This window comes from Kordiimonas lipolytica (assembly GCF_042651265.1).
GTDB lineage: Bacteria > Pseudomonadota > Alphaproteobacteria > Sphingomonadales > Kordiimonadaceae > Kordiimonas > Kordiimonas lipolytica.
Map to the genome: position 1 here is coordinate 280,228 of NZ_JBHSCR010000005.1, position 19,962 is coordinate 300,189.

General features: G+C 56.8%; 14 protein-coding genes. 8 read left to right on the top strand and 6 right to left on the bottom strand.

What is annotated here, in order from left to right:
* Positions 1–3: 3 nt before the first annotated feature.
* The gene (locus ACFO5Q_RS09025; protein ID WP_068151907.1) at positions 4–3,144 is read left to right on the top strand and encodes an efflux RND transporter permease subunit; all 3,141 of its coding nucleotides are present in this window, start codon (positions 4–6) and stop codon (positions 3,142–3,144) included.
* Positions 3,145–3,212: 68 nt separating this feature from the next.
* On the opposite strand, the gene ACFO5Q_RS09030 is transcribed toward ACFO5Q_RS09025, so the two are convergent.
* From ACFO5Q_RS09030 to ACFO5Q_RS09045, 4 genes are read right to left on the bottom strand one after another with little or no spacing between them, the layout of a single operon-like run.
* Entirely contained in the window at positions 3,213–4,418 is a 1,206-nt protein-coding gene (locus tag ACFO5Q_RS09030) for a hypothetical protein (RefSeq protein ID WP_068151904.1), read from the bottom strand.
* A complete protein-coding gene (locus tag ACFO5Q_RS09035; RefSeq protein WP_068151901.1) occupies positions 4,415–5,164 on the bottom strand; it encodes a peptidoglycan recognition protein family protein in 750 nt (249 codons plus the stop codon). The genes ACFO5Q_RS09030 and ACFO5Q_RS09035 overlap by 4 nt, the downstream gene beginning before the upstream one ends.
* Positions 5,157–6,089, bottom strand: coding sequence for a DMT family transporter (locus tag ACFO5Q_RS09040; RefSeq protein WP_068151898.1), 933 nt, complete (start codon positions 6,087–6,089; stop codon positions 5,157–5,159). Before ACFO5Q_RS09040 ends, ACFO5Q_RS09035 begins: the two co-directional genes overlap by 8 nt.
* Positions 6,086–6,838: a molecular chaperone DjiA gene (locus ACFO5Q_RS09045; RefSeq protein WP_068151895.1), complete on the bottom strand. Its 753-nt coding sequence runs from the start codon at positions 6,836–6,838 to the stop codon at positions 6,086–6,088. The genes ACFO5Q_RS09040 and ACFO5Q_RS09045 overlap by 4 nt, the downstream gene beginning before the upstream one ends.
* A gap of 185 nt (positions 6,839–7,023) precedes the next feature.
* On the opposite strand from ACFO5Q_RS09045, the gene ACFO5Q_RS09050 reads away from it, so the two are divergent.
* The gene (locus ACFO5Q_RS09050; protein ID WP_068151893.1) at positions 7,024–8,154 is read left to right on the top strand and encodes a beta-ketoacyl-ACP synthase III; all 1,131 of its coding nucleotides are present in this window, start codon (positions 7,024–7,026) and stop codon (positions 8,152–8,154) included.
* Positions 8,155–8,216: 62 nt separating this feature from the next.
* On the opposite strand, the gene ACFO5Q_RS09055 is transcribed toward ACFO5Q_RS09050, so the two are convergent.
* Positions 8,217–9,440, bottom strand: coding sequence for a GGDEF domain-containing protein (locus ACFO5Q_RS09055; RefSeq protein WP_156432053.1), 1,224 nt, complete (start codon positions 9,438–9,440; stop codon positions 8,217–8,219).
* Between the two features lie 181 nt (positions 9,441–9,621).
* Between ACFO5Q_RS09055 and ACFO5Q_RS09060 the strand changes: the two genes are divergently transcribed.
* The 4 genes from ACFO5Q_RS09060 (at position 9,622) to ACFO5Q_RS09075 (ending at position 14,841) form a co-directional block, all read left to right on the top strand.
* Positions 9,622–9,993: a BlaI/MecI/CopY family transcriptional regulator gene (locus ACFO5Q_RS09060; protein ID WP_068151890.1), complete on the top strand. Its 372-nt coding sequence runs from the start codon at positions 9,622–9,624 to the stop codon at positions 9,991–9,993.
* Positions 9,993–13,289: a M56 family metallopeptidase gene (locus ACFO5Q_RS09065; RefSeq protein WP_068151887.1), complete on the top strand. Its 3,297-nt coding sequence runs from the start codon at positions 9,993–9,995 to the stop codon at positions 13,287–13,289. The genes ACFO5Q_RS09060 and ACFO5Q_RS09065 overlap by 1 nt, the downstream gene beginning before the upstream one ends.
* A gap of 77 nt (positions 13,290–13,366) precedes the next feature.
* Complete coding sequence (locus ACFO5Q_RS09070) at positions 13,367–14,551, top strand: dipeptidase (protein ID WP_068151886.1); 1,185 nt, start codon at positions 13,367–13,369, stop codon at positions 14,549–14,551.
* 113 nt (positions 14,552–14,664) lie between these two features.
* Entirely contained in the window at positions 14,665–14,841 is a 177-nt protein-coding gene (locus ACFO5Q_RS09075; RefSeq protein WP_156432052.1) for a hypothetical protein, read from the top strand.
* Positions 14,842–14,912: 71 nt separating this feature from the next.
* On the opposite strand, the gene ACFO5Q_RS09080 is transcribed toward ACFO5Q_RS09075, so the two are convergent.
* The gene (locus ACFO5Q_RS09080) at positions 14,913–15,359 is read right to left on the bottom strand and encodes a YaiI/YqxD family protein (RefSeq protein ID WP_068151883.1); all 447 of its coding nucleotides are present in this window, start codon (positions 15,357–15,359) and stop codon (positions 14,913–14,915) included.
* A gap of 126 nt (positions 15,360–15,485) precedes the next feature.
* Between ACFO5Q_RS09080 and ACFO5Q_RS09085 the strand changes: the two genes are divergently transcribed.
* Both ACFO5Q_RS09085 and ACFO5Q_RS09090 read left to right on the top strand, forming a co-directional pair.
* Positions 15,486–16,079 (top strand): hypothetical protein, encoded by a 594-nt coding sequence (locus tag ACFO5Q_RS09085; RefSeq protein ID WP_068151881.1) that lies wholly within the window; start codon positions 15,486–15,488, stop codon positions 16,077–16,079.
* 269 nt (positions 16,080–16,348) lie between these two features.
* On the top strand, positions 16,349–19,924 hold the full coding sequence (locus ACFO5Q_RS09090) for a hydantoinase B/oxoprolinase family protein (protein WP_156432051.1): 3,576 nt from the start codon (positions 16,349–16,351) through the stop codon (positions 19,922–19,924).
* Positions 19,925–19,962 lie beyond the last annotated feature (38 nt).

Below are 19,962 nucleotides of genomic sequence, written 5' to 3' on the forward strand. Positions count from 1 at the left end.
CAGATGAAAGGTTCCCTTTATAACCACCCACGGGTGGTCTGGCTGATCCTCCTTCTGATCGTGATCGCCGGCTTCAACAGCTTCTACACCATGCCGCGCCTTGAAGACCCGCACATGCAAAGCCGTGTCATTCAGGTGACGACTTTCTATCCCGGCGCGGACGCCGAGCGGGTTGAAGCGGAAATTTCCGAAAAACTCGAGCGCAAGATGCGCGAAATACCGGAAGTAAAAGAAGTCTGGAGCGTCTCCAACCCCGGGGTATCGCTGATTACTGTGGAACTGGAAGACCGGGTCGATGACGCCAAGCCCATTACCGCACGCCTGCGCGACAAGGTATCGGAAGTAACCGACCTGCCCACAGGCGCCCTGGCACCCGACTTTTCCGATACGCGCATCTATGCCCATTCCGCCATCATGGCGCTCACCTGGCACGCGGATGCGCCAATCAACTATGCCATTCTTGGCCGTCATGCCCGCGAAATCGAAAGCCAGATCAGGAACCTTTCGGGTACGGATTTCGTTGATGTCCTGGGCCTGCCACAGGAGGAAATCAGGGTCAGCATCGATGACGCGGAACTCGCGGCTTACGGCCTGACAATGGAAGACGTGGCCGCCCGTATTCGGGGATCCGACGCACGGGGTGCAGCTGGTGTGGTATCCGATGACAGGAACCGCATGGTGGTGCAGGTTTCAGGCGCGCTCAACAGCCTCGACCGCATCCGACGCATTCCCCTGGGGCTGGATGCCTCCGGTGCCAGCCTGCGCCTTGGCGATGTGGCAAAGGTGGAGCGCGCGTTTGAAAACCCGCCCAGCCGCCTGACCTATCTGAACGGCCACTACGGTGTGGTTATCGCCGCCCGCATGTTCGAAGATTACCGCATTGATGCCTGGTCCGAACAATTGGGTGCATTGCTTGAAGACGCAAAGGGAACCTTGCCTTCGAGTGTGCATCTGGAACGCATTTTCGATCAGCGCGAATATGCCGATGAGCGCCTCCATGGCCTGATGGGCAACCTGGCCGAGGGGGCGCTGGTGGTACTTCTGGTGCTTCTGGTGTCGCTGGGGTGGCGGGCGTCTCTTGTGTCTGCCTCCATCCTGCCGCTGACGCTTCTGGCATCACTGGCCATTACTGACGCCATGGGTCAAAGGATCGAACAGGTTCTGGTAACGGGCCTGATTGTGGCGCTTGGCATCATGGTGGACAATGCCATCGTAATCACAGACGAAATCCAGCACCTGCGTCTCAAGGGCGAACGCCGGTCTGTCGCCGTTGCGAAAACGGTACGCAAGCTGTGGCTACCACTGCTGGGGTCCACTCTCACCACCATTATTGCTTTCATGCCGCTTGTGCTGATGCCAGGCAATGCTGGTGACTTCCTGATCGGCGTACCGGCCGCTGTAATTGCCTCGCTGATCGCCTCCTACGTGATCGCCTTCACCATCATTTCTGCTGTTGCAGGGCGTGTGGTGGAAGGGCGCGCGCCGGATGCCGGGCCGATCAAACGCGTCTGGTGGCGGGACGGTGTTGAAGGCAAGCTTTTGTCCACGCCGTTTCGGAAAAGCCTGGAATGGTCCGTCCGCCGCCCGGTTCGGTCGATGGTGGTTGCGACTGCCATTCCGCTTTTAGGCTTCTTACTGGCTGGTCAATTGACCGAACAGTTTTTCCCCACAAGCGACCGGAACCAGTTCCGTGTTGAGATACAGATGCCCGCCCAGACGTCCATCGAGGAAACCCGCCGTGTGGTTGAAAAGCTGGATATGGACCTGCGCACCAACCCGGAAATTCAGACAACCCACTGGTTCATCGGCACGCGGGCCGCAAAGTTCTATTACAGCATGATGGCCAAGAACGATGGCCTCGTGAATGCCGCAGAAGCTGTTGTTACCGTTGAAGAATTCGACCAAATCCCAAGGCTGATTCCCAAACTGCAAACTGAGCTGACAACGCTGCTGCCCGAAGCGACAGTGCTTGTACGCGAATTTGGCACCGGCCCCCCAATCGCCGCCCCGCTTGAGGTGCGCATTGAGGGCCCAGACCTGGCTGTTCTTGAACGCCTTGGTGAAGACATGCGTGCTATTGTCAGCCGCCTGCCAAACGTGACTTTCACAAAGACCACGCTGAAGGCCGGGCGCCCGATGATCAACGTAAGAGCCCGGGAAGACGATGTGTCCGTCACCGGCCTGACGCTCAGCCAGGTGGAGGCACAGCTTCAGGCGCTGACTGGCGGCATAGTTGCCACCTATGTGATTGAAGAAACCCAACAGGTGCCGGTACGCCTGATCGCGGATCGGGCCAACTGGTCCAACATCAGTTCGATCGCCGACATGAGCCTGACCGGGCGCCCCCTTCAGGGCACATCCTCACGGGGCCTGACCGACCTTCCGGTCTCTGCCGTGGCAGACGTGGAACTGACGACGAAGGTAGGCACCATCGAGCACCATGACGGTGTTCGCCTGAACAAGGTGCAGGCTTTCCTGGACTTCGGTGTGTTGCCGGATACCGCCTTCAAAGCCCTGAAAAAGGCGCTTGAAAACGAGCCCCTGGAAGTCCCGCCGGGATACAAGATCGAATTCGGCGGTGAATCGGAAAAGCGCAATGAAGCCATGACCAAACTGTTCGGCACCGCGGGCCTTTTGATGGTGCTGATGCTTCTTGCGATCGTCCTGACCTTCAACAGCTTCCGTATGGCGTTTGTAACCTTCGCAGCAGCTGTTCAGGCAGCGGGTCTTGGCCTGTTTTCCCTATGGTTTTTCAATTTTCCACTCAGCTTCGTTGTGATTTTCGGCCTGATGGGCCTTGTGGGCCTGGCCATCAACGCGACCATCGTAATCCAGTCGGAGCTTAGGGGCATCAAGGCCGCGCGCGCCGGTGATCCAGATGCTGTGGTTGAGGGCGTGATGAGCACGGGCAGGCACATCGTATCAACAACGATCACTACCGTGGGCGGCTTCACCCCCCTTATACTGGCGGGCGGCGCCTTCTGGCCGCCTTTTGCTGTGGCAATAGCAGGCGGCGCGTTCCTTTCAATGATTGTGAGCTTCTATTTCGCCCCTGCCGCCTTCCTTTGGATAACCCGCTACAAGCCGGTGACCGCCCCGGGCGGAGAACCTCCCGCACCGGCAAAGGCACCTTCAGGGAACTGATCAGATATAAATAAAAAGGCCGACCCACATGGGATCGGCCTTTCTATTTCAGGCGATGTCCGCCAGGTCTAATCAAGAAGCGGCGCCATCAAGGCAAGCGCAAGGGCCTGGTTGTCGTCGTCTTCCATGGCTTCCACAACGTGGCGGGCCAGATACATGTCTGAATTGCCAAGCGCGCCCTCAAGAAGGGTCAACCGCACGAGGTCCCGTTCATATGCCCCCTGCAGTTCCTCAACTTCATTCAGCAGCTCCCGCATTTCGGCAGCAAAAATGCTTTGGTTGGACCCGGCCCTCAGTGACGCGAGATACTGCGCTTTCTCATCCACAGCGATAAAATACTCAAGCCGTGACAAGGCGGTTTCAAGATCACCGCGAGCTGCTTCGATCACGCCAACTTTCTTGGCAAAATCCACAAGCGCCATATTGTTTCTGAGCCGCCCACCATGCAGCAGGGCAAGTTCGTAACTTTCCTGTACGAACGCTTCGTCCATTCCCGCATCAAACATGCTGCGAGCCCGTTGTGCCGCAATGGTGGCACGGGAGGAAATACCGACAATGCTGCTGAAAAGCTCCTCTGCTTCTGCGAGATACGCATTCCGGTCCCCAGGGCGGCCCATACGGTCTGAAATGATCGCAAGCTGTATAACACCCAGATAGCGCTGGTCAGGAACCGTCACTTCCTGAACCTTAGCTTCCAGACCCGCGAGATCCACGATTGCGAGAGCCTCTCGTGGCGCCCGGGGCAGCAGCGACAGTTCCCGCCAGAAGGCTTTCACCTGATTGGTCATTTGGCCAAGCGCCACGCGTGCATCAGCCAATTTACCCGCCGAGATGGCTTCTTCGGCGATCTTGGCCAGCACCGTATCACGGATGCCGTCATTTTGAAGTTCCTCGGCCAAAGCCAAAGCGCCAGCACCATCCCCCGCCCGGGCAAGGAGCGGAGCGATAACGGTGATTTTTTCCTGGGTAACCAGGGTCAGCCGTACTGATCTGGCCTCATCAAGCGCAAGCATCAGTGTCTGGATCGCCTGATCCTGCTGTCCCGTTTCGATCATAGCACGTGCCACACCGATCAGTACCTTCGCCCGCTCAATCCCGAACTCTTCACCAATCACTGTCTGGAGCGCCGATGTGAAGGCACAATCCCGTGTCGGCGCCTCAAGGCACGCCACGGTGTGTTCGTTCGGTCGGTGCTCTGTCGTTACAGTGTCATTCTGTGCCAGAGCCGGCATCGCGATTGCAGTCAGGAAGGTGGAAAAGAGCAGTTTTTTCATAAACGTTCCCCATTTATGTGTATCTGGCTGACAATGTCGGCAAGCCTGGCGGCTGTTCCCTTGTCAAAGCACCCAGATACGGTTTCGGGTCGCCAATGTGCCTGGAAGGCACGGACTTTGGATTCGGTGGCGTCATCAAAACTTCCGGTGTCGTCCTGATGATATCCGACGATACCTAATTGTTTGTTAAGGTTACTGACAATATCCCCCCGGTCGCCCTGCCTGGCAATCATTTCGGTTTCGCCGCCAGCCACATCAGACCAGAGACCAAAACCCTTTTCGGCCAGGCACTTCCATGGAAACAGCTCACCGGGGTCTGCTTTGCGGTCCGGGGCAATATCGCTATGTCCAACGAAATGCGCCATGGGGACAGTATGCCTTGTTTTGATGTCACTTAGAAGGGCTAGAAGCGAAGAAATCTGGCTATCGGGGAATTCCCTATAGCCGAACTCATGCCCCGGGTTGACAAGCTCAATCCCAATGGAGTTATGGTTCAGGTTTTCGCGCCCTTGCCAGTACGAAACACCTGCATGCCACGCCCGTTTTTCCTCATCCACCAGGCGAAATATCCGCCCGTCTTCTTCAATCAGATAATGGGCCGAAACCTGGGCTGCGGGATCACACAAGCGGTCCAGCGCTTCTGCCCCGGTACGCATGCCTGTATAGTGAAGCACCACCATATCGGGAGCCATCCCTTCAGGGCGTTCATTCCAGTTCGGGGATGGATGCTCGATGATATCAGCCACCCTCAACGCCCTTCCTTTCTTCCGCGATCTCCTCCGGCGTGGGCCTGACTTCCGCGACCGCGAGGGACTTGGCGCGTGCGCTGTTCCTGATAGTCACCACCAGAACACCGGAAAGCGTAAGCAAGGCGCCAACCGCCATCCTCCAGGTAAATTCCTCACCCAGGATCAAAATACCGCTGCCTATCGCAAAGACAGGCATCATCAGAAAATAGGGTGACACCACGGAAACCTCATATTTCCTGAGCAAATAGTTCGCGCCGCCATGGCCAATCACTGAGGACCCAATCCCGGTATAAATTACCGCGGCCCAGGCCTTCGGGCTTGTGTTGGCGATGGCTTCAAACTGGCCGCTTTCAAAAATGGACGACAATATGGTGGACCCGAGGATACCTGCAACGCCCACCCAGGCCTGCGTCGTCACAGCCCGCACTTCCTTGAGCTGCCGCATCAAGATGGCCGACACGCTATACATGAATGCAGAGAAGACAATGATCAAAAGGGCGTCCCAATAGGCAAATACATTGGGATCAAACCCAAGCACCATCACACCCGCAAAACTTAAAGCAATCCCAAGCGCCCGCTTCCACCCAACGGTTTCATGCAAGATCAGGATCGCAAGGATGGTTGAAAAGGGTACATTAAGCTGCGAGGCAATCGCCACGGCGCCAACACCGTCGGCCAACTGCATGCCCATGAAGACTGCACCAAAATGAATGACGCCAAGACTGACAGCAGCCAGCGCCAGGTCTTTCATCCGGCCTGGGATTACCTTGAGGAACGGCAGCAGGACAATGACAACAACAATGAAGCGGGTCGCGTTGGCCACCAGGGGTGGCAGGTCCTCCACCGCCCATTTCACCGCGATAAAATTCAGACCCCAAACAAGGGTTACAAGCATGACGAGGAAAATATCCCGCGTCTTCATGCCCTTTGCTCCGTACGTGGGCTTTCCTTGCCCCGCATGGCCTTGATCTTGTCATAGGCGGCATTGATTTCTGCAGCCCGGCGTGTTGCCACGGCAATGAAGTCGTTCGGAACACCGGCCGCGATCAGGCGGTCCGGGTGGTTATCCCGCACCAGCTTTCGGTACTGCGCCTTTAGTGCAGCATCATCGATGGATGGGTCGACCCCCAGCACACCATAAGGGCACTCAGGGTCCGCCCCCACATGCCGATGTACGAGCGCATCAATTTCCGCCTGCCTGTAGCCAAAAATCTTGGCAACAGCCCTGATATAATTCAGCTCATTGGGGTGCACTTCACCGTCAGACTTGGCGATGAAAAAGAGCGCTTCCAGAAGATCCGCCAGCACAGGCCTGTTGTCATACATCAGGCTGGCGATCTGCTTGGCGTAAGCATCGAATCCTGCGGTCGAACGACGCGCCATATCGAACACCTTGCCGACATTCGCCATCTCTTCCGGCGGCACGCGGAATACCTGCTTGAAGGCATCCACTTCCTCGCGCGTCACCCTGCCATCCGCCTTGGCCATTTTAGCCGCCAGAGCGATCACCCCGATGGTAAAAGTGATCTGTTTGGTAGCGTCCGGCCCGGCACTTCCCCTGGAGACGCCCGCGTCCACCGCAGCACCGGCCGCGACGCCCAACAGGGCCCCTATGGGCCCGCCCAAGGCCAGCCCAGCAGCGCCACCAATAATTTTACCCCAGATCGACATACCAATTTGGTAGCATAGCCGTATGCGCTATCCTACAGAAAACTAAGCCATTTTTTGCATGGCAGATATTCCCAGAATGATTGGTTGGATGTTGGGCCAAAAGGCAGTATATCTATGCGCCCAATGTAACAGGCCTGTCATAAATCGGCGTAAGACAGGCTGGCAAAAACAAGGAACTGTTTGGTATGGTTGATGTAGTAATTTCGGGTACGGGTCTTTATGTGCCGCCGCACAAAATCACCAATGAGGAACTCGTCAAAACATTCAACGAATATGTTGATGATTTCAATGCCCGCAACAAGGCCGATATCGAAGCCGGCCTGATCCCCGCCAAACAGCACTCAAGCGCTGAATTCATTGAGAAAGCTTCCGGCATCAAAGCCCGCCACCTGGTAGACGTTGAAGGCGTGATGGACCTTGATCGCATGATGTCCAAAATGCCGGAAGGCGGCCACGGCGACGATGAGCGCCCCTGCTTCCAGGCCCATATGGCGATTGAGGCAGGCAAACAGGCCATCAAGAACGCAGGCCTCAAGCCAGAAGATATCGACCAGGTCATCTGCTCCGCTGCCGTTGTGCAGCGCTTCTTCCCAGCCATCGGCATCGAAGTTCAGAAACACCTTGGCACCAAGGGCAGCGCGCTCGATATGGTCATGGGGTGCTCCAGCGCCACTTACGGCCTGATCGCAGGTGTGAACGCCATCAAGGCTGGCACTGCCAAGCGCGTATTGATGGTAAACCCGGAAATCTTCTCCACCATGGTGAACTTCCGTGACCGCGACAGCCACTTCATCTTCGGTGATATCGCTTCTGCGGTTGTGCTTGAAGATGCATCGATCGCTAAGGGCGACGACCTCTGGAAGGTAACCGGCACCAAGGCCGAAACGCAGTTCTCTTCCAATATCCGGACGCACTATGGTCCGATGACCCGCCTTGATGACGATAGCCTGCTGCGTGAGGACATGTTCTTCATGCAGGAAGGCCGCAAGGTATTCAAGGAATTGCTGCCGCTGGTGACTGAGTTCATCTCCAGCCAGCTTGAAGATGCAGGCCTCCGCGTAGAAGACCTGAGCCGCATGTGGCTGCACCAGGCAAACATCAACATGAATATGTATGCCGCCAAGAAGCTTCTGGGCCGCGAACCGGAAAGCCATGAAGCGCCAACCGTGCTGGACCAATATGGCAACACCGCAGGCGCTGGCTCCATTGTGGCTTTCCACGAAAACCACAAAGACATGAAGGCCGGCGACAAGGGCATCATCTGCTCGTTCGGTGCAGGCTATTCGATCGGCAGCTTGCTGGTTGAAAAGCTCTAAGATTATTTCACAGAAAAACAAGAATCGGCCCGCGATCATCGATCCGGGCCGTTTTTTTTGACCTATGCGCTTTGGGCGGGTTTAACGGCTCCAGCGCTGCCTGAAACCTCAATCTGGTTGCGGCCTTCCTTCTGCGCTTCCCTGAGAGCCTTGTAGGCCGCATCAAGAATACTGTCTGGAAGAAGGTCATCGCCGCGCGCAGTGGTGACACCGAAACTCACCGTCAGGCTGATATCCTTGTTACCGTGCTGAAAAGGATACCCTGTGACAGCATCGCGCACCCGGTGCGCCACCAGCTCGGCCCCCTCCTCCGCTGTGCCGGGCAACAACAGCACGAATTCTTCACCGCCAAAGCGACAAAAGACATCCTGCGCCCGACGGCCTTCCATCACGCCTTCTGCAAACTGGCTGAGAATAGCGTCCCCCACTAGATGTCCATGCTTCAGGTTGATCCGCTTAAATTTGTCGATATCCATCATGATCAGGGACACTGGCTCGCTTAGGCGGCGTGACCGGGCAAGCACGGTCTTGATCACGGTCATGAAAGCCCGCCTGTTGAGCGCCTGCGTCAAGGGGTCCATCATCGCCTGAATGCGCAAGTCCGCCTGCACACGTTCTGCCGTCGATACGATAAGCGACACTGCAAGAGCCAGCGCGAACACCATGCCTTCGATCTGGGTCAGGGTCGCAATAGCAGTGTCATCGAAATAGGCCTTTGGTGTCTCCATCGCCATGATGCTTATGCCGCGGTAGACATTAAAACCGCCATGGGCCAGGAACACACCGGCAACAACGCTTGCACCAATGGTTTTCCGTTTGATGATACCTTTATATAGCCCGACGCGCCCGCCAAGCGCCTGCACCACTGAAAGCGCAGCCCCCAGTGAGAACACCGCCGCAAAGAACGAATAGAGCGCTGCACGGTTTTCCTGCGTGCCACCCTGCAGCAGGTTATTGACCAGAATGACTATTGCGAAAACCATAATAGCGCCCGCCAGATAGGTCAGCCGCCGGGACCGCTCTTTCCAGTAATCTGCGATTCCAAACCAGAACCAGAGGTGGCCTGTTAGAATAAGCAGATCTCCAAGGAGGATAGCCAAAGACCGCTCAGGCCCGGCAGCCAGCGTCAAAACAAAGACGCCCGCCGTTGCCATCGCCATACCGATTGCAAGGCGACCCAGTCCCGCGAAACTGAAATTGGCAATCCAGTGCGCAACCAGCACACAGGTTGAGACAGCCAGTATCAGGACGGTCACCAGCAGCAACGATGAAAGATCTAGGGCCACATTTTCCCCCAATGCGATGCCAAGTCGGGCAACACCTTATTCCAGAAAGGCAAAAAATCAAATCCGGCTTTTTGAAGCCAGTCCATTTTCCCAGGCTGCAAAACTTTAAGATTCTTTCCATTGACGCCTTACTACAGCTGTAGTAATAATTCTTCTACACATGTAGTAGAAGGTCCGAGACATGACAGCGAATATAAAATTATCAGATCAACAATATCAGCTCGTGCAGGCACTCTGGAAGCTGGGCGAAGGCTCAGCCAAGGATGTGCAGGCCGTGCTGGATAATCTGGGCCTCGCTCATACGACCGTCGGCACAATATTGTCCCGACTGGAAAAGAAAGGCGTTCTTGCTTCGGAAACCCGGGGGCGGGAGCGTGTCTACAGGCCGCTCATCAGCGAAGGCGACGTAAAGCGGTCCATGGTCTCCTCCCTCGTCTCCACGCTCTTTAAAGGCGACAGCAAAGCCCTGCTCGCCCATTTGGTTAACGAAGGCGAGATAGAGAAAGATGAACTGGACCAGATCAAGCAGTTGATCGATGGGGAGAACGTCTGATGTTTGACGCATTTTTCGACATGCCGGCGCTGACGCTTGCCCTCAAATTCATGGTTGCAAGCACAGTGCTGCTTGGCGCTGTGTGGCTGATGGAAAAAACGCGGCTCCTGAACAAGCCCGACCTGGCTGACATGGCCTGGAAACTGGCGGTTGCCGGCTCGTTCCTCGCTCTATTGCCCGTCGGCGACTGGATTTCCAAACCCATCACTATCCAGCATGAAAAAACAGCAGCCTTGGTTGAGGAATTCAATGAAGGACGCCCCCTTGCCGGCATGCTGCCGATGCTTGACCCAGCGCCAAGGCAGGACAAGGAAACATTGATCACAACAACCGCCCGCAATATGGCCGAACGGGAAAGTCTTTCAACAAAGACTGACCAGCTAGTTATGCCTGCGACAAGACCAGCGTTAGAGCCAATGGTTACTATCGAAGCAGCCACTGCATCCGCGCCAAACACCCTATGGAACCTGATGGCCAGCATGCGCACCAAAGACCTTGCGGCACTTATGTGGGCTGCCCTTGCTGGCCTCGCCCTTGTGTTGCTTCTTGGCGGCTATGCCAGCGCCATTAAAAGCCTGGGCAGCCGTCTACGTGTCCCGGCCGAGCATGATGCCAACAAAGCCCTCAGGGCCATCTGCGACGCGGCCCAAATCCGGACCGTGCCTTACCTGAGCCGCTCAAGCGACCTGAGTAGCCCGGTATGCCTGCCACGGCGCGAAATCTGCTTGCCCGATTGGGCCTTTGACGACTTGCCAAAGAGCGAACTCGACAGCTTGCTAGCGCATGAGGTTGCCCACATGGTACGCCGAGACCCACTGATGCTGATGGTCATGCAGGCCCTATCACGACTGTTTTTCTTTCAACCGCTATTTAGATTGGCGCGCAAGCGGTTGGCAGATATCGCGGAGCTTTCCGCAGATGAATGGGCAGCAACGCACCTGGCTGACGCCAAGTCTGTTGCCGCCGCCCTCTATACCTGCGCCACAAAAATACATGAAACACGACAGATACAATGGGGACTTGCAATGGCAGGTAATAAATCAATGCTAAAAACCAGGGTCGAACGGCTAATCGGTGCGAACGGCCAAGCTTTCGGAAAATCCGGTGTGGCAGCGAAGGGCGCTGTTGCTTGCAGCCTTCTCGCCATAACGCTGGGGCTCCCTAGCATCCAGTTTGCGGACGCGCTGTCTGCTGAAATGCCACTGCCTATTATGGCATCGACTACGGCCCACCCGGACACCCTACCAAGCGCCGAGGAAATCGAAGCGGAAATGCGCCGCACGATCGAAGAGGCCCGCGCAAAGGTTGCGGAAAAAGCGCGCGTCATGGCCAAGGAGGCCAAAGCGACAGGCATGCCCGCACCCAGCGAGGCACAGATCGCCCGTGAAATGCGCGTGGCCATCGCCCAGGCAGAGGCAGAAGTGAAGGAAAACGCACGCCTCCTGGCGGAACGGGCAGAACTGCACGAATTCGAAAAGTCGTCCCACAGAGTTGATGGACCTACGCGCCTTCATATCACTGATGCAAATGGCATCGGCAACATGGTCTGGAGTGACGGCAAGCGCGAGATCAAAGCGCGCTGGGACGGTGAATTCACCCTCACCCATGACGATGCTGCCATCGCGTCTATGGAAGAAGGGGCGATGCTGGTACTGCGCAGCAAGTACGGCAGCAAGAAGCACAAGGTTCGCATTGAAAATCCAGACGGCCAAATTCAACTGACCTACTGGAAGGACGGCAAGAAATCCGACTTCGACAAGGAGGGCGAAAAGTGGCTGGCCGATACGCTACTGATTCTGGTGCGCCAGGTGGGCTTGAACGCCAAGGCCCGTGTCACCCGCATTCTTGCTGCCAAAGGCACAGGCGGGGTAGTGAAGGAAATTGACCAGCTTGACGTTGATCATGTTGCCCGCATGTACGCGGCCCTGCTGATTGATAAGGCCGACCTCTCAAACCGCGACCTGAAAAAGCTGGTAGACCGCTTTGCCAAAATGGACAGCGACTATGAGCTCCGTCTTGCCCTGTCATTGCTGCTGGAAGAGAAAGAGCTGGACAAGAGCGTGATGCCAAAGGTTCTGAAGGCGGCTCGCACGATCGACAGCGACTATGAACTGCGCCTGTTGCTGACGCCTTATATTGATCGGTTCGGCACAGACAACAAGACCATGAAAGACCTGCTCGAACTCGCCCGTTCGGTCGAAAGCGACTATGAGATGCGGCTCCTGCTGTCTGCCGCCGTCAATGACCAGACACTGAGCGAAGGAAACCTGGAAAGGCTTGCCGAACTTGCTGCCGAAGAGATGGAAAGCGATTATGAGCTTCGCCTTCTCCTGAGTTCCTTTGTTGAGCAATTGTCAGAGTCCCGTGGTGCCACAGCCATTGCCCTTAACGCGATCAATTCAATCGGCAGCGACTATGAAAAACGCCTGGCGCTCAGCAGCATCGCAGCCTACGGCGCCTTCGACACCAAAGGCTGGGTATCCCTGATTGAAGCTGCGGCTTCAATCAGCGGTGACTATGAAAAGCGGCTGGCGCTGAGCGCCATCAAACACAGGCTACCGGACGATAAACCCATCCAGGAGGCCTTTAGCGCCGCTGTCGCGAGCATCTCTTCCGATTATGAAAGGAAACGCGTAGCCACTGCCGTCGCACCCGTTACCCGAGTTGCAACCACCGTGCAGAGCGTAACCACCACGGCCACCGCGATCGTGGAGCCAAATGTTCCGCAATCTGTAACAGTAGTCGTGGATGCACCCGCAGACCCTGAAAAAATCAGGTATGACAGCCACCTGTCACGGTATGAGGACAGCATCAATCTTATTGAAGACAAAAATTGCAAGCGCAATTGCATCCTTCGCCATCCAGCCTTTGACACCCTGGATCGATATGACCTGCTTTCCATGATGGAACGTATGATCGACGGTGGCCTTCAGGCCCGCGGCGTCGCTGTTCCCGATTATCAGGTCACGGTTACATCTATTCAGCTGGACCATTCACTCGCCGCACTCAACAGTCGCGTCTCATCAGGCGGGGCCTTCAACAGCGGTCGTCGCTCGGGCCCTACAATGGGGGCTGCCAAGGGCGTCATGAAAGTAACGGTGGAACTTCTGGACCCCACAAATGGGCAGTACACCACCCTGGAGCTGGACACGATCAATCCGGGCTCTGACTATCGGGCATATGGTCTAAACACAGACCGATACTGGACCAGCGACCTGACCAGACTGACCGCCCATATGGCTGATGCCGTTGCAAACCAGATAGCTCTGCATGTGGGATGGCAGGCCAAAACCTAGCGTCTTTTGAATTGGCAGGACTTAGACACTCGCCAAAGACGGATCCTCCCCTATACTCATGTAGGGGAGGATTTTTTATGGCTCGCATTCTCAAAGTAACAGTTACGCTGGCATTGCTTGCCTTGCTCATTGGCTATGCGGGGCTGCGCCTGATCGCTGCTCCCATGGCGGACCGCTCCATGAACAAACAGGTGGACCATCGACCCTACCGGCTAAGCGCAGATTCGGAAACCTTCCACCGCTCCCTCCTTGTGATGGACTGGCACGCGGACACACTGCTCTGGAACCGAAGCCTGCTGGCACGACATGACTATGGCCACGTAGACCTGCCGCGCCTGCGGGAGGGCAATATGGGCCTGCAAATGTTCACGACTGTGACCAAAACGCCGCGCGGGCAAAATCTGCACGCAAATGACGCTTCAAGCGACAACATCACGTTGCTCGCAGTCGGTCAGGGCTGGCCGGTCCGGACATGGAACAGTCTGCTGGAGCGTGCGCTATACCAGGCCGAAAAGCTGGATGATGCCGTCAACCGCTCTGGCGGCGCCATGATGTGGGTTCGCACCCAGGCTGAACTGGCTGCCTTTCTTGAAGCGCGGGATACAGCCAAACGCCTTGCGCCCGTCGGCGCCCTGTTGGGCACAGAAGGCGCACATCCCCTGGAAGGCGCCATCGCCAATATCGACCGCCTCTATGACGCCGGCTTCCGCATGGTCGGACTGCTGCATTTCTTCGACAACCGGCTGGGCGGATCATTGCACGGCGAGGCAAAAGGCGGATTGACGGACTTTGGCAAGCAGGTTGTGCAGCGTCTGGAAGAGAAGGAGATAATCATCGACCTAGCCCATTCATCCGAGCAGGTCGCTTGGGACACCCTTGAAATCGCAGTGCGCCCAACCGTGGTCTCGCATACGGGCTTCCGGGGCCACTGTGACACACCCCGGAATTTCCCGGATGACTTGATGCAGGCCATCGCGGCGAAGGGTGGGTTGATCGCCGTCGGCTTTTGGGACAGCGCAGCCTGCGGTGACACCCCAGACGACATCGCCGCCAGCATCGCCTATGGCATCACCCTCGTGGGCGCAGATCATATAGCGCTGGGATCAGACTGGGACGGCACGGTGAAAGCCATCACAGCAAGCGACATTGGTGCCATCACCGAAGCCCTGGTAACCCGCGGAATTTCAGAAGACAGCATCCGCAAAGTCATGGGCGGCAACAGCGTTCGCTTCCTGTCAGAATGGCTGCCAAAAGGTGAATAAAATCAATAATGTGGGTAAAATTTTATTCATCTCTTCACAAAAGAAAAGGCTTCTGTCACTAAGGGCCTTGTAAACAGAATCACGCGTTCAATTTTTGGTTCAGGAGTTATTTTATGATCAGCAGTATTTCGTCTGGCCCAGCCTTGCAGCTCAACACAGCAGGCATTGCACCACAAAAGAATGGTGGCGGCGCCAAACTGGATCTGAATGACGTACCTCAGAGCAAAGTGAAGCTCGAAGCTCCGCATACCATCAATGGCAAGGGCCTGAAAATCGACATCAAAGTCTAAGGGGTTAGACTGGGGTGACAGGCGGCGCAACCATATGGTTGGCGCCGCTTTTTATTGCCTACCAACACCAATTAGCGGCGCAGGCCCTTTTGCACAGCAAGCTCAAGCGCAGACAGGAAGCGTGACCTGTCCTTTTGGGAAAAGCTGGCGTTGAAGCCGCGATCTTCACCCATGTCCCGCAGCTGGGATTTAAGCTCCCGCATCGCCAGTGCCATACCAATATTGTCTGTTGTGAACGGCTTGCCGTTATGGCCCAAAACCACCGCGCCCGCTTCAAGAAGCCGGGCGGCCAACTGGATATCACCGGTGATGCAGATATCGTCGGCACCGGCGTGCTCCACGATCCAGTCATCGGCAGCGTCAAAGCCGTCGCTCACCACGACCTTCTTCACATTTTCCCCAACAGGAATGCGCAGCCAGGCATTCGACACCAGATGCACCACCAGGTCATGCCGATAGGAAACCTTCAGCACTTCTTCCTTCACAGGGCAGGCATCTGCATCAACATAAATTTCCATGAACCTTACTTTCTGCTCCCTGCGTGGCCAGGCCCTCCAGTGTCCCGATGGGGCGATTTAGCATGTTTCGCCAAAGCAAAACAATGGTATGACGATACCCAGAAAAACATATGGGAAGAAAACTCCATGAAAAAGCTGATCGCCACAATCGCCACTGCCGCCTGCCTGCTGCAGGCCACCAGCGCTCTTGCCCAGGACGAAGACGCTGCCCCAACCCAGCGGGACCAGATGGTCAAGTCCATGCAATATATGCTCCAGCGGGCTGAAATCGTGCGCATGCTTGCCGCACAACACCTGACCTACATTGACGAAAACCGGGATAAAGGGGAACTTCATGTCTTGGATGATGCGGCCCAGGTCATGGCCTTCGCCCTTGTTTGTCAGAGCCCTGACCTCGATCCCGCGATGCTCAACAAAATTGCAGCGGAATCCACGCTGCAAATCGCCCTCAAGGTGGAAGGTTCCCCAATAGAGGAATCCATTTCACAGATAATGGGGGAACTGAACGGCAAGGAACGCATCACCTTGGTCGCCGATGTGTCATCAGCTGTCCTGATGTTCAAGGTTGGGCGCCGACGCGGGTTGTTTGACGCCCTGCTAACCGATTTCGGGACCGCCCGTTTCTGCAAGGGAATGCAGAGCAATATGCGGGCCCGGTATCAGGGGCTGGCAACCTATCTGGAAGACCTTCAATCCAGACAAAACAACAAGGCCCAATGAAACCCGGACGAACACGATTGACAATCATTGGTTTTAATTTTACCCTCATTAGGTGAAGGAAAGGAAATGTGAGCCATTGGCTTGCACCCTTCTGGGTTCCCGACACCCAGGCCCCGACCTTCCCTGGCACCATTTCAGCTCGAGGGGCCACCCCAGGCACCACTCTCTCCCAGAGTGGTGCCTTTTTTGTAACTGAAGGGCTGCTTCTCGCTCGCGCATTGAACTTGCCACTCAAGCCCGCTATGCATAGGCAAAACGGGGATGGATGTATGAGCAAGTTTGAGTTTTGGATCGACCGGGGCGGCACCTTCACTGACGTGGTGGCGAAGCACCCCGATGGCAGCCTTACCAGCCACAAGTATCTATCGGAAAATCCCGGCCAATATGACGATGCCGCCGTGCATGCCATGCGTGACATTATGGGGGTGGCGGATGATGCCCCCTTCCCCGCCGCGGACGTCAGCGCGATCAAGATGGGCACAACCGTTGCCACCAATGCGCTGTTGGAGCGCGACGGCGAGCCCACGCTTTTGCTGATAACCAAGGGCTTCAAGGATGCCCTGATGATTGGCCAACAGCACCGGGCCGACCTGTTCGCGCTTAAGCCTGAGCGCCCTGTGCCGCTTTATAGCGATGTCGTGGAGGCTGATGAACGCATGGCGGTTGACGGCACGGTTGTCACTGCGCTTGACGAGGCTGCCTGCCGCAAGGCACTTCGGAAAGCCTATGATACGGGCCTGAGAAGCGTTGCTATCGCCTTCGTGCATGCTTACCGCTTCCCCGACCATGAAATCATGGCAGGCAAGATCGCCGAAGAAATCGGCTTTACACAGATTTCGCTGAGTCACAAGGTCAGCCCGCTGATGAAGCTGGTGTCGCGTGGCGACACCACGGTGGCAGATGCCTATCTATCCCCAATCCTGAAGCGCTATGTAAACCAGGTAGAGCACGCCACCACCGGCAGCCCGCTTTATTTTATGCAGTCAAACGGCGGGCTTGCGGCGGCACACGCCTTTGAAGGCAAGGATGCCGTCCTTTCCGGCCCAGCCGGCGGCATTGTGGGTGCGGCGAAAACTGCCGAACGTGCGGGCTTTTCCAAGCTGATCGGCTTTGACATGGGCGGCACATCCACCGATGTCAGCCACTATGACGGCGCTTACGAGCGCGTGTTCGACACTGTGGTCGCCGGGGTCCGCATGACAGTGCCCATGATGGATATCCACACAGTTGCCGCCGGTGGCGGGTCCATCTGCAAGGTCATCGACGGGCGCTTCCAGGTTGGGCCTGCCTCCGCGGGCGCCTTCCCTGGCCCAGCAGCCTATGGCCGTGGCGGGCCTATCACCATCACAGACTGTAACGTCATGTTGGGGAAACTGTCGCCAGACCTGTTCCCAACTGTGTTTGGCGAAGACGGCAAGTCCCCCCTTGATACGGCGGCGACGGAAGCGGATTTCAAGGAAATCCAGGCCCAACTCAAGACAGAGACCGGCACTAGCTACAGCCTGCATGAAATTGCAGAGGGGTTCCTGGCTGTGGGCGTGGAGCACATGGCCCGCGCCATCAAGCGCGTGTCGGTTGAGCGCGGCCATGACATCAAGAAATACAGCCTGCTGACCTTCGGCGGCGCGGGAGGCCAGCATGCCTGCCTTGTGGCAGATGCGCTTGGGATCGACCATGTCATCGTGCCGCCATTCTCAGGCGTCCTTTCAGCCCTGGGGATGGGCCTTGCAGACCAGCGGGTAATCACGGATCAAGCGCTGGAGTGCCCGCTAGCTGATACTGAAGCAATAGCCGCGACGGCTGGTGAAGTGCGCAGGCTTGCGCAAGAACGCCTCACCGAACAGGGCGTGCCAGAGCGTGACCAGACCGTCTCTGTGCGCCTTCGGGTGAAATACAAGGGCACGGATACGACGCTGACTGTGCCGCTGGCTGACGAGTGTAAGACCAAAGCCGCATTTGAAGACGCACATAAAGCCCAGTTTGGCTTCACAGAGCCAGACCAGGCCATTTATGTAGAAGCCGTGGAAGCGGAAGCCGCCGGTGGCGGTGCCGCGACCGCGCTGAACCTGGCAGCCACAGGCACAAGCGCATCGCCTGCTGGCAAGTTCCAATTCTTCAGCGGCGGCGCCATGAAGGACGCTGCAATCTATCACCGCGAACAGCTGAAGCCGGACTGCACCATCACTGGGCCCGCAGTCATCCTTGAAAATGGTGGTACCACGATCCTTGAGCCCGGTTGGTCGGCATCACTGAAGGCGAATGACACGCTGCTGCTGCACCGCACGGCAGAGCGCACCCGCCGGGATATCGACACAACGAAACCCGACCCGATCATGCTGGAGATTTTCAACAATCTCTTTATGTCGGTGGCGGAAGAAATGGGTGGCGTACTGGCGAAAACCGCCCATTCGGTAAATGTGAAGGAACGGCTGGACTTCTCCTGCGCCGTGTTCGACAAAGCAGGCAACCTGATCGCCAACGCGCCTCACATGCCAGTGCACCTGGGCAGCATGGGCGAAAGTGTCTTGAACATTATCGACGCGCGTAAGGGCACGATCAAGCCAGGTGACGTGTTCATGCTGAATGACCCGTTCGCCGGTGGCACTCACCTGCCGGATATCACAGTCATCACTCCGGTCTTCTTTGAAAGCGATGCTGAGCCGCACTTCTATGTGGCATCCCGCGGCCATCACGCAGACATTGGCGGCATTTCGCCGGGGTCAATGCCACCCGCATCCAAGACAATTGACCAGGAAGGCATCCGCTTCAGCAATTTCAAGCTGGTGTCTGAAGGTAGTTTCAACACGCAGGAACTCAGGAACAGGCTGGCGCAAGGCCCGTATCCGTCCCGCAATCCTGACCAGAATGTCGCTGACCTGAAAGCCCAAGTTGCCGCAAACGAACGCGGCGTGACGCTGGTGAAGAAACTGGCTAGTGATTTTGGCCGCGATGTGGTTGACGCCTATATGGGCCATGTGCAGGACAACGCCGAAGAAGCAGTCCGCCGCGTGATCGACCGCCTGAAGGACGGACGGTTCAGCTATCCGATGGACTGCGGCGCTGAGGTGCGCGTGCGCCTGGACGTCAACCGGAAAGACCGGACTGTCACCGTGGACTTCACCGGCACAAGCCCGGTTCAGGACAATAATTTCAACGCACCGCTCGCTGTCACCAAAGCCGCGGTCCTTTATGTGTTCCGCACCTTGACCGGCGAAGACATCCCACTGAATGCCGGGTGCCTGAAGCCAATCCATCTGGTGGTACCTGAAGGCTGCATGCTGAACCCAACACCACCGGCTGCCGTTGTTGCCGGCAATGTGGAAACCAGCCAGATTGTCACCAACGCCCTGTTTCTGGCCGCAGGTACCATGGCCGCGGCCCAAGGCACCATGAACAACCTGACGTTCGGCAACAGCCGTCATCAATATTACGAAACCATTGCGGGCGGGACCGGCGCCGGGCCAACATTTGACGGTACGGATGCCATCCAGTCACACATGACCAACAGCCGCCTGACTGATGTCGAGGTGATGGAATGGCGCTACCCGGTGCGCGTGGAAACCTTCGGCGTGAGGACGGGGAGCGGCGGCAAGGGCCAGCACACCGGCGGCAATGGGGCCGTGCGCACAATCCGCTTCCTTGAAGAAATGGAAGTCTCGATCCTGTCCGGTCACCGGGCTGACGGACCACCTGGCCTTGCAGGTGGCGAACCGGGCAAACCTGGTCGGACTGCAATCATTCGAATGAACGGCAGTCAAGGGCAAATGACGGCGTCGGATGCTACCACAGTCAAGCCTGGCGACTGCATCACCATCGAAACACCTGGCGGAGGCGGCTACGGCTAGCCATAGGCAGGCCCAAACCCCATCCTTGCACCAATGGT

Bases quoted from the DNA above. Each gene is read 5' to 3' on its own strand.
- ACFO5Q_RS09025 (WP_068151907.1), top strand. From the start codon at position 4: ATGAAAGGTTCCCTTTATAACCACCCACGGGTGGTCTGGCTGATCCTC.
- ACFO5Q_RS09030 (WP_068151904.1), bottom strand. From the start codon at position 4,418: ATGAAAAAACTGCTCTTTTCCACCTTCCTGACTGCAATCGCGATGCCG.
- ACFO5Q_RS09040 (WP_068151898.1), bottom strand. From the start codon at position 6,089: ATGAAGACGCGGGATATTTTCCTCGTCATGCTTGTAACCCTTGTTTGG.
- ACFO5Q_RS09045 (WP_068151895.1), bottom strand. From the start codon at position 6,838: ATGTCGATCTGGGGTAAAATTATTGGTGGCGCTGCTGGGCTGGCCTTG.
- ACFO5Q_RS09050 (WP_068151893.1), top strand. From the start codon at position 7,024: ATGGTTGATGTAGTAATTTCGGGTACGGGTCTTTATGTGCCGCCGCAC.
- ACFO5Q_RS09060 (WP_068151890.1), top strand. From the start codon at position 9,622: ATGACAGCGAATATAAAATTATCAGATCAACAATATCAGCTCGTGCAG.
- ACFO5Q_RS09065 (WP_068151887.1), top strand. From the start codon at position 9,993: ATGTTTGACGCATTTTTCGACATGCCGGCGCTGACGCTTGCCCTCAAA.
- ACFO5Q_RS09070 (WP_068151886.1), top strand. From the start codon at position 13,367: ATGGCTCGCATTCTCAAAGTAACAGTTACGCTGGCATTGCTTGCCTTG.
- ACFO5Q_RS09075 (WP_156432052.1), top strand. From the start codon at position 14,665: ATGATCAGCAGTATTTCGTCTGGCCCAGCCTTGCAGCTCAACACAGCA.
- ACFO5Q_RS09080 (WP_068151883.1), bottom strand. From the start codon at position 15,359: ATGGAAATTTATGTTGATGCAGATGCCTGCCCTGTGAAGGAAGAAGTG.
- ACFO5Q_RS09085 (WP_068151881.1), top strand. From the start codon at position 15,486: ATGAAAAAGCTGATCGCCACAATCGCCACTGCCGCCTGCCTGCTGCAG.
- ACFO5Q_RS09090 (WP_156432051.1), top strand. From the start codon at position 16,349: ATGAGCAAGTTTGAGTTTTGGATCGACCGGGGCGGCACCTTCACTGAC.